Origin of the sequence: Pseudomonas sp. Sample_20, from assembly GCF_004307585.1 — a bacterium.
Taxonomy (GTDB): domain Bacteria; phylum Pseudomonadota; class Gammaproteobacteria; order Pseudomonadales; family Pseudomonadaceae; genus Aquipseudomonas; species Aquipseudomonas atacamensis.
Map to the genome: position 1 here is coordinate 22,454 of NZ_RCOA01000091.1, position 12,024 is coordinate 34,477.

Annotated in this window: 9 protein-coding genes; 4 read left to right on the forward strand and 5 right to left on the reverse strand. The window is 60.4% G+C overall.

Translation table 11 applies throughout. The features are described 5' to 3' along the window. Positions 1-33 precede the first annotated feature (33 nt). The 4 genes from D8U70_RS19355 to D8U70_RS19370 all read right to left on the reverse strand — a co-directional run bounded on the left by D8U70_RS19355 (position 34) and on the right by D8U70_RS19370 (position 6,629). On the reverse strand, positions 34-1,455 hold the full coding sequence (locus tag D8U70_RS19355; RefSeq protein WP_039761555.1) for a TolC family protein: 1,422 nt from the start codon (positions 1,453-1,455) through the stop codon (positions 34-36). Next, positions 1,452-4,631, reverse strand: coding sequence for an efflux RND transporter permease subunit (locus D8U70_RS19360; RefSeq protein ID WP_130909872.1), 3,180 nt, complete (start codon positions 4,629-4,631; stop codon positions 1,452-1,454). Before D8U70_RS19360 ends, D8U70_RS19355 begins: the two co-directional genes overlap by 4 nt. A gap of 15 nt (positions 4,632-4,646) precedes the next feature. After that, a complete protein-coding gene (mexE, locus tag D8U70_RS19365; RefSeq protein ID WP_039761553.1) occupies positions 4,647-5,900 on the reverse strand; it encodes a multidrug efflux RND transporter periplasmic adaptor subunit MexE in 1,254 nt (417 codons plus the stop codon). A gap of 276 nt (positions 5,901-6,176) precedes the next feature. Then, positions 6,177-6,629, reverse strand: a complete 453-nt coding sequence (locus D8U70_RS19370) for a DUF805 domain-containing protein (RefSeq protein ID WP_071172551.1) — start codon at positions 6,627-6,629, stop codon at positions 6,177-6,179. A gap of 310 nt (positions 6,630-6,939) precedes the next feature. Between D8U70_RS19370 and gcvA the strand changes: the two genes are divergently transcribed. From gcvA to D8U70_RS19385, 3 genes are all read left to right on the forward strand, one after another. Continuing rightward, on the forward strand, positions 6,940-7,845 hold the full coding sequence (gene gcvA / locus D8U70_RS19375) for a transcriptional regulator GcvA (protein WP_122706348.1): 906 nt from the start codon (positions 6,940-6,942) through the stop codon (positions 7,843-7,845). A gap of 75 nt (positions 7,846-7,920) precedes the next feature. Continuing rightward, complete coding sequence (locus D8U70_RS19380) at positions 7,921-8,748, forward strand: DMT family transporter (RefSeq protein ID WP_071172549.1); 828 nt, start codon at positions 7,921-7,923, stop codon at positions 8,746-8,748. A gap of 29 nt (positions 8,749-8,777) precedes the next feature. Continuing rightward, positions 8,778-9,539 (forward strand): SDR family oxidoreductase, encoded by a 762-nt coding sequence (locus D8U70_RS19385; RefSeq protein WP_130929534.1) that lies wholly within the window; start codon positions 8,778-8,780, stop codon positions 9,537-9,539. A gap of 6 nt (positions 9,540-9,545) precedes the next feature. Here D8U70_RS19385 and D8U70_RS19390 read toward each other — a convergent pair whose 3' ends face one another. After that, positions 9,546-10,460 carry a LysR family transcriptional regulator gene (locus D8U70_RS19390; RefSeq protein ID WP_016774850.1) on the reverse strand — a complete coding sequence of 305 codons (915 nt, stop codon included), beginning with the start codon at positions 10,458-10,460 and terminating at the stop codon, positions 9,546-9,548. A gap of 270 nt (positions 10,461-10,730) precedes the next feature. On the opposite strand from D8U70_RS19390, the gene D8U70_RS19395 reads away from it, so the two are divergent. Further along, complete coding sequence (locus D8U70_RS19395; RefSeq protein WP_016774849.1) at positions 10,731-11,753, forward strand: zinc-dependent alcohol dehydrogenase family protein; 1,023 nt, start codon at positions 10,731-10,733, stop codon at positions 11,751-11,753. Positions 11,754-12,024 lie beyond the last annotated feature (271 nt).

Sequence of the window (12,024 nt, forward strand, 5' to 3'; positions counted from 1 at the left end):
TTGCGGCCAACCAAAGGAGCTCTTTAACAATCTTTACTTGCTGGCAACTGTCTCCGGTTGCCAGCCACCGCCGAGGGCCTTGTAGATTGCGACGATGCCGCGATACAGCTCGACTTCGGCCTGTGCCTGACTGTCTTCGGCGTTCAGGCGCTCACGCTGGGCGTCGAGCAGGACGAGGAAATCGGTGGTGCCTTCGCGATAACGGATTTCTGCCAGATCGGCGGCCTTGCGACTCGATTCGCTCTGACGGATCAGCGAGATCAGACGTTGCTGACGCTTGCCGTAATCGCTGAAAGCGTTTTCCGATTCTTCCAGCGCCAACAGCACCTGTTGCTCGTAGTTGGCCAGTGCGCCTTCGGCGTCAGCATCGGCGCCGCGCAAGCGGGCGCGGACGCTACCCAAGTCAAACGCCGCCCAGGTGATGCTCGGGCCGAGCGCCCAGGCGTTGGCCGCCGAAGAACCGATCTGCGAACCACGCCCGGCGGTCCAGCCGAGGAAGCCGCTGAGGCTGACGCGGGGGAACAGATCGGCTTTGGCCACGCCGATACGCGCGGTGGCCGAAGCCAGTTGCCGCTCGGCGCTGAGGATGTCCGGACGACGTTGCAGCAGTTCACCCGGATCACCGATCGGCAGTGCCTTGGCGATGGCCGGCAGATCTTTCGGGCTCAGGTCGACGGTCAGCTTGTCCGGTCGTTCGCCGAGCAGGGTGGCGATACGGTTTTTCTGCCGAACCTGTTCCGCCTGCAACTGCGGCACGGTGGCTTCGACGTTGGCCAGACGCGCATCGGCGCGCTCGACATCAAGCTGATCACCGACACCGGCGTCACGCAGGCTGATGGTGATCTTGCGCGACTCCTGCTGGTTGTTCAGGTTGGCCACGGCGATTTTTTCCCGCAGCTGGGCGCCGCGCAGTTGACCGTAGGCGTCGACCAGTTCGGCAATCATGGTGACTTGCAACTGGTACAAATCGGCTTCGGCGGCCTGCTGGTCGGCATCACTGGCTTCCAGATTGCGCTGGATGCGGCCGAACAGATCGAGCTCCCAGGCCATGTCCAGACCGAGGTCATAACGTTCGCTATTGACCCGGTCGGTGGTCTGGCCGGGAATCTGGCCCTTGCCCAGGTCACTGCTGGCGCGGCTGGTGATGGTCGGCATCGCGTCATTGCTGGCGTCGTCGCGGATTGCCCGGGCGGCTTTCCAGCGGGCGAACGCCACGCGCAGTTCACGGTTGCCTTGCAGCGACTGGCTCACCAACTGGTTCAGGGTCGGATCATCGAATTGCTGCCACCAGATGCCTTCGAATTTCGAGCGGTCGAAGTTCTTTTGTCCGGCGGCGCCGTCGGTGGCGGTCGTGATGTTGGCCGCCTCCGTGGCCGGGGTCTTGTAGTCGGGGCCGACGGCGCAGGCGCTGAGGGCCAGCACCAGCAGACTCGGCAGGAAGACTTTCAGACTCATTGTTGCGCCTCCAATTGCAGGGCTTTGGCTGCTTTGCGCTGCTCGCCGCGTTCGACAAAGTTACGGATCAGTACGTAGAACACTGGCGTCAGCAGCAGACCGAAGAAGGTCACCCCGAGCATCCCGGAGAACACCGCCACACCCATTGCGTGACGCATTTCGGCACCGGCACCGCTGGAGAACACCAGTGGCACCACACCCATGATGAACGCGAAGGAGGTCATCAGGATCGGCCGCAGACGCAGGCGGCAGGCTTCCAGCACCGCTGCGAGCGGGTCGAGGCCTTCTTCCTGTTTATCCTTGGCGAACTCGACGATGAGAATCGCGTTTTTACAGGCAAGTCCCACCAGTACGATCAAGCCGATCTGGGTGAAGATGTTGTTGTCACCGCCGGAGATGATCACACCGGTAATGGCCGACAGCAGGGTCATCGGTACGATCAGGATCACCGCCAGTGGCAGGCTCCAGCTTTCGTATTGTGCGGCGAGCACCAGGAACGCCAGCAGTACGCAGAGCGGGAACACGAACAGCGCGGTGTTGCCGGACAGAATCTGCTGGTAGGTCAGGTCGGTCCACTCGTAGGTCATGCCGTTCGGAAGTTCTTCCTTGAGCAGTTTCTCGATGGCTTTTTCCGCCTGGCCGGAGCTATAGCCCGGGGCTGCGGCACCGTTGATTTCAGCGGTGATGAAGCCGTTGTAGTGCATCACGCGATCCGGTCCCGAGGTGTCGCTGACCTTGATGAAGGTCGCCAGCGGGATCATCTCGCCTTTGTTGTTGCGTACTTTCAGCTGACCGATCTGATCGGATTCAAGACGGAACTGCTGTTCGGCCTGAACGTTGACCTGATAGGTGCGCCCGAAGCGGTTGAAGTCGTTGGCATACAGCGAACCCAGGTAGATCTGCAGGGTGTCGAAGATGTCGCTGACGGCCACGCCGTGGGTCTTGGCTTTTTCACGGTCGATGGCGGCATCGACCTGTGGCACGTTCACCGTGTAGCTGGTGAACAGGCCGGCCAGTTCCGGCACGTTGTGGCTCTTGTTGATGATGTTCATGGTTTCTTTGTACAGCTCGTCGTAGCCGAGGTTGCCCCGGTCTTCGATCTGCAGGCGGAAACCGCCAATGGTGCCCAGGCCTTGTACCGGCGGTGGCGGGAAGATCGCCATGTACGCTTCCTGAATGTTCGCGTACTGGCCGTTCAAGGCGCCGGCAATCGCACCGGCGGACATGCTCGGGTCTTTACGCTCGTCGAACGGTTTCAGGGTCACGAAGACGATGCCGGCGTTCGGGCTGTTGGTGAAGCCGTTGATCGACAGGCCCGGGAACGCTACGGCGCTTTCCACGCCCGGCTGTTTCAGCGCGAGGTCGGACATGCGCTTGATCACGTCTTCGGTGCGATCCAGGCTCGCGGCATCCGGCAATTGCGCGAAGGCCACCAGGTATTGCTTGTCCTGGCCGGGTACGAAACCGGTCGGCGTGCTGGAGAAACCGAAGAAGGTCAGCACCATCAGGCCTGCATACACCAGCAGGGCGATGCCGCTGCTACGGATAACCCGGCGCACGGTGCCGACGTAGCCATGACTGGCACGGTCGAAGAAACGGTTGAACGGACGGAACAGCCAGCCACCGAAGATTCTGTCGAGCACTTTCGAGAAGCGGTCTTTCGGCGCGTCGTGACTCTTCAGCAGCACAGCAGCCAGCGCTGGCGACAGGGTCAGCGAGTTGAACGCCGAGATCACTGTCGAGATAGCGATAGTCAGTGCGAACTGTTTGTAGAACTGCCCGGTGAGGCCGGAAATGAACGCCGCTGGAATGAACACCGCACACAGCACCAGTGCGGTGGCCACGATCGGCCCGGTCACCTCCCGCATGGCGCGCTTGGTCGCTTCGACCGGCGTCAATCCGAGTTCGATGTTCCGTTCGACGTTTTCCACCACGACGATGGCGTCATCCACCACGATACCGATGGCCAGTACCAGGCCAAACAGCGACAGGGCGTTGAGCGAGAAACCGAACAGGTGCATGACCGCAAACGTACCGATCAACGATACCGGCACCGCCACCAACGGGATGATCGAGGCGCGCCAGGTCTGCAGGAACAGAATCACCACCAGCACCACGAGTATCAGCGCTTCGAACAGGGTGTGCACGACCGCCTCGATCGAGCCACGAACGAAGATCGTCGGGTCATACACGATGCTGTAGTCCATGCCCTGCGGGAAGCCTTTCTTCAGCTCTTCCATCTTGCCGCGCACTTCGTTGGAAATGTCGATGGCGTTGGAACCGGGACGCTGGAAGATCGGGATCGCCACCGCCGGCTGATTGTTCAGCAGCGAGCGCAAGGCGTATTGGCTGGAGCCCAGTTCAATGCGCGCGATGTCCTTCAGGCGAGTGATCTCACCGTCGTCGCCAGCGCGAATGACGATATTCTCGAACTCTTCTTCGGAAACCAGACGGCCTTGAGTGTTGACCGACAGCTGGAAGCTTTGCGCGGTCGGGGCAGGGGGCGCGCCCAGTTGACCGGCGGCGACCTGACGGTTCTGCTCGCGAATCGCGGTCACCACATCGGTGGCGGTCAGATTGCGTGAAGCGGTCTTGTTCGGGTCAAGCCAGACGCGCAGCGAGTAGTCGCCCATACCGAACAACTGCACGTCACCGACACCACCGAGGCGAGCGAGCTCATCCTTGATGTTGAGGATCGCGTAGTTGGACAGGTACAGCATGTCGTAGCGCTTGTCCGGTGAGGTCAAGTGCACAACCATGGTCAGGTCGGGCGAAGCCTTGTCGACGGTGATACCGATGCGCGTCACTTCCTCGGGAAGCTTCGGCTCGGTCCGGGTCACCCGGTTCTGCACCTGCACCTGCGCGTTGTCCAGGTCAGTGCCCAGGGCGAAGGTGATGGTCAGGGTGATCTTGCCGTCAGCGGTCGACTGCGAGGACATGTACAGCATGTTCTCGACGCCAGTGATGGCCTGCTCCAGCGGAGCGGCCACGGTTTCACCGATGACTTTGGGGTTGGCCCCCGGGAAGTTGGCGCGCACGACCACGGTCGGCGGCACGACTTCCGGGTATTCGCTGATCGGCAACTGGAACAGCGAGATCGCACCGGCGATCAGGATCAACAGCGACAGCACCGCTGCGAAGATCGGCCGGGAAATGAAGAATTGGGAAAAATTCATCGGAGTTGTCGTCCCTTAACCGCGTGGGGTCGTAGCAGCGAGCTTCGCAGCCGAACCCGATGCGCCCTTGGCAGGGGCAACTTTGGGCAGGTTGCTGGCTTCCAGCGCTTGACGTTGTTGAGCGAGGGCGGCGAGGGTCTGCTCGCTGGCCATCGGAATCACCTCAGGGGTGACCGGTGAGCCAGGACGAACCCGTTGCAGACCCTTGACGATGATGGTGTCGTCCTTGTTCAGACCGTTGCGGACGATGCGCAGGCCTTCGATTTTCGGACCGAGTTCGACGGCGCGGTAGGCAGTCTTGTTGTCGCCATCCATCACCAGCACGAACTTCTTGCCCAGGTCAGTGCCCACGGCTTCGTCATTGATCAGCATGGCGTTGTAGGTGCCGCTGCCAACCAGCTTCAAGCGAGCGTAGAGGCCAGGGGTGTAGGTGCCGTCAGCGTTGTCGAAGACTGCGCGACCACGGATGGTGCCGGTTTTCGGATTGACCTGGTTGTCGACGAAGTTCATCTGGCCGAGGTGCGGGTTGCCGTCTTCGTTGGACAGGCCCATGTACACCGGCGTGGTTGCGCCGCGCTGGCCGTTGCGGGCCAGTTGGGTGTATTTGAGGAACACGCGTTCGTCGGCGTCGAAGTAGGCGTAGACCTTGTCGGTGGAGACGACGCTGGTGAGCGCGGTGGTGTCGGCGGTCACCAGGTTGCCGGCAGTGATTTCGGCGCGGCTGACGCGGCCGCTGATCGGTGCGGTCACGCGGGTGAAGCTCAGATTCAGTTTGGCCAGGTCCAGTTGTGCCTGCAGGGCACCAACGGCGGCGCGGGCTTCTTGGGCAGCGCTGGTGCGCGAGTCGGCCAGTTCAGCGGAAATGGCGTTGCTGGTACGCAGGCGTTCGCCGCGAGCGGCTTCGTTTTCGCTGCGAGTGGCGGTGGCGCGGGCTTGAGCAACCAGAGCTTCGAGGCGGCGTACCTCAGCCTGGAACGGACGCGGGTCGATCTGGAACAGCAGGTCGCCTTTCTTGACCAGCGCGCCTTCGGTGAATGCGACCTGATCGATCTGGCCCGAAACCCGTGGGCGGATTTCAACGGTTTCCGGCGCCTCGAGACGCCCGGTAAATTCGTCCCACTCGTTGACCGGTTGTTCCAGCACCTTGGCCACACTGACTTTGGCAGCGGGCGGGGCGCCGGCAGTCTCCGGAGTTTTGCCGCAGGCGCTCATTACCAGTACGGCCAGCATGGCCAACGGGAAGCGCAAATGTTTGAGTGATTGTTCCATGGATGCAATCCGCCGAAGTATTGAAGATGGGCGGATGATGCTCGGCGCGGGTGTGATGGCACGAATCGAATGAAGCAAAGGTAACTATCATTCGGAATGATATAAGAGCCGAGGCAGCCCTCTAGCATGCACCTTTCGTTAGGGGGCTAACAATGTGTTTTCTCGCAAATCTGTCTTGCGTGACGAGCAATGATCGAGCAAGGCCTTTGTGAGAAGGGAGCCATATATAAAGAAACGGCCATGAAGGCCGTTTCGATCCGCGATGGCGGCTATTGATTAGTTGAAGCCTTTGCGGTTGGCACCGAAGCGATTGGGACCAGGCTGGCTGTCTTGCGCCAGAAACACGATGTTGACGATGGGCAGCAGAATCCACCAGCCGCTGCGGTCAGTGTCGTGCATGCGTCGTACACCAACGGCGAGGCTTGGCAACAGCATTGCCAGGTTGTACAGGCTCTGCAAGGCGCCACCGGTCTTGAGCATGGCGTCAAAAACGCTCATGACAATAGCGATGCCCATGTTGATCAGAAAAAACATCCAGTATTCACGGCGCGTGGCGCGTCCGGTAAACACGGCATATTTCTTCAGTGCCTCCACGTATGGGTTGCCGCTCGCCATGACGGGGCCACTGGCAATGGAATGCAGTGGCGCTTGAGGTGCGCCGCATTGGGGGCATGCCAATGCCAGAGTACTTATTTCCTTGGCGCAACCACGGCAGAAAACCAGGCTCATGTTTTTTTCCCTAAAAAATGGTCAGTCGAAAGACGGGACAGATACATCCCGGTGTTTTCGTTGGTGCAGATGTCGTCGCCAACGAGAGCAGAGACTGAATGCCCGACTCTCCATTGGCGGGGCGGCGGTAATCTAATCGTTACCATAAGGTTTGTCATCGGCTCTCGGCTTACGATTTGTGGGTCTGCGGCTAAACCCAAACCCGATCGTCACCAAATCCACTTGGGGCCAGAGGCATGCGAACGCATTTCGCTCTAACATGAGCTGATATTCATGCCGTCAGCTTCTGCCATCCCCGGGACTCTCATATATGCGCAACCTGCCCCCGACCGCGACCCTGCGGGCTTTCGAAGTGGCCACCCGGCACCCGACGTTCACGGCTGCCGCTCAAGAACTGCACGTAACCCAAAGCGCCGTCAGTCATCAGCTCCGGCACCTTGAAGAACTTTGGGGCTTGCAATTGTTCGAGCGCGGCAAGGCGTTACGCCTTACAACAGCGGGGGCGACGCTGGCGCCGATCGTGCGCGAGTTTTTCATGAGCCTTGAAGCAACGCTGGAGGATCTGCGCGAGCAAAAGGACAGGGTTCGCCTGTCGGTCAGCACCACTTATTCGTTTGCCTTGAAGTGGCTGCTGCCACGCTTGCCGAATCTGTCGCGCCTGCACCCGGAGCTGTTGGTGTCGCTAGATACCACGGACACGATCATCCATTTCGCCAGCGGCGAAGCCGATGTCGCCATTCGCTTGGGCAAAGGCAATTATCCCGGTCTGTATTCGGAGTTTCTGTTCGGTGAGCAGGTGTTTCCCGTGGCCAGTCCCGAACTGCTGCAGCGCGTCGGCAGGCCGGGCAGTCCCGCCGATTTGCTGCAGATGCCATTGCTGATTCGCGACGGCGCCGAGTTGGCGCCGAAATGGGAGGTGTGGTTTGAATCCGTCGGGCTGGCATTTTCGCCGCTGCGCGAAAGCGTAAGGTTTGGCGACACCAACATGACTGTCGAAGCTGCATTGCTCGGCCAGGGTGTGGCGCTGGTGCGCAGCGGCCATGTCGAAAATGAAATCGGCGACGGCCGCTTGGTAAGGCTGTTCGATGTGCCGTTCACATCGCCGCTTGCCTATTATTTCGTCTGTCCCAAAGGCATCGAAGCCCAGCCGCATATCCTCAAATTTCGCGAGTGGTTGCTCAGTGAGGCGTTGAAAGTGCAGGGCGCGCAGCACTGAGTCATGAGGTATTGCTCATGACTGGATGAAGAGACTTCTCTGTAATGTGGGCTGCAGCGATGACTAAAATGCGGCATGCCAATCCATCTCGTACTCCTCGTTCTGTTCGCCGCGCTCCTGCACGCCAGCTGGAACGCGCTGCTGCGCGGCGGTGCCGATCGGCTCTGGTCGATGACAATAATGTGCGTGGCCATCGCCATCGTCTGCCTCATTGCCACCTTTTTTATGGCCGCGCCTGCACCTGAGAGCTGGGGGTATGCGCTGCTCTCGGCACTGCTGCATGTCGGCTACAACCTGTTCCTGGTGCGCAGCTATCGGGTCGGCGATCTAGGGCAGATATATCCGATTTCCCGCGGCTCGTCACCGGCGCTGATCACCCTCGGCGCCGCGCTGTTTGCCGGCGAAACCATTACTCCCGCTGAGCTGCTCGGCATCGGTCTGGTATCCGGCGGAATCATTTCCCTGGCCTTTCGCGGGCGCAGCCTGTCGGTGCCGAGCCTGCCGTATGCGCTGGGCACCGGTTGTTTCATCGCCGCCTACAGCGTCGTCGATGGCATTGGCGCCAGGCTTTCCGGTGCGCCGCTCGCGTACACGGTGTGGATGAGCGCCCTGTGGGGCGTGCTGATGCCGCTGGTGTATATCGGCCTGCGCGACGTCCGCAGTCTATTTTCCGTACGGCCCGGAATGCTGACCGCTGTGGTCGGCGGACTGGTCTCGTTGCTGGCCTACGCAATCGTTATCTACGCCATGAACGAAGCGCCACTGGGCGCGGTGTCGGCCTTGCGCGAAACCAGCGTGTTGTTTGCCGCATTGCTCGGCTATTTGTTCCTCGGTGAAAAGCTCACCGTCCGCAGGATGCTGGCGTGCGTGGTCATCGCCAGCGGCGCCATCATCATCGGCTGACACAGCCCAACTGCTCAGGAGAACGTCGCATGGATAACGTTTCGCAGGCCCCGCTGATTCTGATCACCGGCGGCAGTCGCGGAGTCGGCGCCGCCACCGCCAGACTCGCCGCCGCGCGAGGCTACGACGTCGCCATCAGCTACGTCGCCAACGAGTCTGCCGCGCTGGCGGTGGTGGCGGATATCGAAGCATTGGGGCGCAAAGGCCTCGCGGTGCGTGCTGACAGTGCTGATCCAGGGCAGGTTGCTGAACTGTTCTCGGCTATCGATCGTTCATTCGGGCGTATCGACGTGCTGGTCAATAACGCTGGCATTCTGGCAAAACAGTCACGCATGGAGGACCTGAGCTTCGAACGCATGCAGCGCATCTTTGCGGTCAATGCTCTGGGGCCGATACTGTGCGCGCAGCAGGCGGTGAAGCGAATGGCTTACCGGCACGGCGGCACAGGTGGGGCAGTGATCAACGTTTCTTCTGCCTCGGCGCGCCTGGGCAGCCCCAATGAATACGTCGACTACGCAGCATCGAAAGGCGCGCTGGAAACCTTCACCATCGGCTTTGCAAAGGAAGTCGCGCGCGAGGGGATTCGGGTCAACTGCATTCGCCCGGGGCACATTTATACCGACATGCACGCCAGCGGCGGCGAACCGGGGCGGGTGGATCGGGTGAAGGATTCGATCCCGATGGGGCGGGGCGGTCAGCCGGAAGAGGTGGCGCGGGCCATCTTGTGGCTGGCCAGCGCGGAGGCATCGTTTGTCACCGGGACATTTCTGGATGTGACGGGTGGCAAGTAGGTCCGATTACAGGCTATCCGGATCCCCAAAAAACATCTGAATCCGCGACCTCAACCACCGCTCTCCCGGGTCGTTATCCTGCGACCCACGCCAAGCCATGTGCAGTTCAAACGTACGCGTCGGCAGTGGCGGATCTTCAGCACGAAGCCCACCAGCCGCCGTCAGTGCCTCAGCCGTGTAATCCGGCACGGTCGCGACGATATCGGTGCCCGCCAGCAGCGTGCCCAGTCCGTTGAACTGTGGCACCGCCAGCACCACGTGCCGTTTGCGTCCGAGTTTTTCCAGTTCTTCATCGACAAAACCACTGAGGTCGCCAGCGAACGACACCAGTGCGTGCGGTCGGGCGCAATAGTCGTCGAGGCTCAACGGCCCCGGCACGGTGTCGGCGCGCAGCAGCTTCGGTGCGCTGCGGCGCAGGACCTTGCGCTTGGCGTTGGCGGGCAGGTCGGTGGTGTAGCTGACGCCGATCGAAATCTCGCCGGAGGCCAGCAGGCCCGGCATCAAGATGTAGTTGACCCGCCGCACGACGAGGACGATGCCCGGTGCTTCGGCGCGCAGGCGCTTGAGCAGCATGGGCAGCAGGGCGAATTCGACGTCGTCGGATAATCCAATGCGGAACACCGACGTGCTGGTCGCCGGATCGAAATCGGCGGCGCGACTGACGGCAGTCGAGATCGAATCAAGGGCGGGCGAGAGCAGGGCGAAGATTTCCACCGCGCGGGCGGACGGCTCCATGCTGCGGCCGGTGCGGACAAACAAGGGATCGTCAAACAGGCTGCGCAGACGCGACAAGGCCGCACTGATAGCCGGTTGGCCGAGGAACAATTTTTCCGCGGCCCGAGTCACACTGCGTTCGTGCATCAATGTTTCGAACACGATCAGCAGGTTCAGGTCGACACGACGCAGGTCATTACGATTCATCTGGAGTCCTGGCAGAGTCATCAAACTTGACGAGGGCGACCATATGAGAACAATGGCCGGCATGAATCTTACGGGGAAAGGCTGGTACTCTGCACCGGAAAATTCAGCTTTACTGCGACGGTGGCAGGCCTTTTTTCATGGATTTTGCCAATGCCGCCCTTGATGCGGAATCAATGACAGGCATGTCGACTATTAATAGCCACTGATGGTCTTGGGTCGAAAGCCCAGATAGAGTTCATGGCATTAGAGGTTACTTTGACGAGGTTTGCGATGTCCCGCACGATCCGTTTTCACAAGTTTGGTCCGGCCGAGGTGCTCAAATGCGAAGAGCATGCGGCTGCTCAGCCAGGTCCTGGCGAAGTGCAGGTGCGTGTCGAGGCAATCGGCATCAGTTGGTACGACACTCTGTGGCGCCAGAATCTGGCGTCGTCTCAGGCACGTCTGCCTTCGGGCCTCGGTCATGAAATGGCTGGCGTGGTCACTGCGGTGGGCGCTGATGTCGACGACCTGTCCGTCGGCGACAAAGTGGCCAGTTTTCCAGCGGAAAGCCCGAACGACTATCCGGTTTACGGCGAGTCGATCGTTCTGCCGCGCACCGCGCTGACCCGTTATCCCGATGTGCTCAGCCCGATCGAAGCGAGCGTGCACTACACGCCGCTGCTGATTGCCTACTTCGCTTATGCCGATCTGGCGCGGGTCAAACCGGGTCAATTTGCGCTGGTGACTGACGCCAGCCACTGCGCCGGCCCGTCGTTTGTGCAATTGGGCAAAGCGCTGGGTGTGCGAGTGATCGCCGCGACCAAATCGGCGGAGGAGCGTGAGTACCTGCTGTCCCTCGGTGCGGAGAAGGTCATCGTCACCGAAGAGGAAGATCTGTTGATGCGCATCAACAAGATCACCGACAACCGCGGCGTCGATGTGGTGTTCGATGGTCTTGGCGGCCCGCAAATGTCGTTGCTTGGCGATGTGCTGGCGCCACGCGGCAGTCTGGTGCTGTACGGCTTGCAAGGTGGTAACCAGACCCCGTTCCCGGCGTGTGCGGCGTTTCAGAAGAACATCCAGTTCTTCGTGCATTGCATCGGCAACTTCACCGGCAAGCCGGAGCTGGGCATTGTCCAGGACCACGTCGCTCTGCAGCGTGCTTTGCGTGACATCAACCAGTTGACCGCTGACCGCGTGCTCCTGCCGCTCAAGACTCGTGTATTCGCGTTCAACGAGTTCGTCGAAGCGCATCGCTACATGGACGAATGCCCATGCCGCGAGCGAGTGGCCCTGCAAGTGGAAACCGCGTAAATCCGCTCATCAGAGTCCGTGGCCGCCACGGACTCTTTTCTGTTTAGATCCTCCGCTGTCAGTAAACCCTTCCCGATATCGAAGCATCAACCCTTCAGCAACTGAACTGGTTTTTGCCTTCGATCTGTATCTTCTAATCACACTATAAGCACTGATAATTGAATGATTACTTTCATCTCAAGGAATGAGCTATGGCTGTGCATTCAATTTGTCCAAGGCAATATCAAATGGCTGGCTCGGCTGGCTTCGCCAATTTCTGTTTAATTGCTGT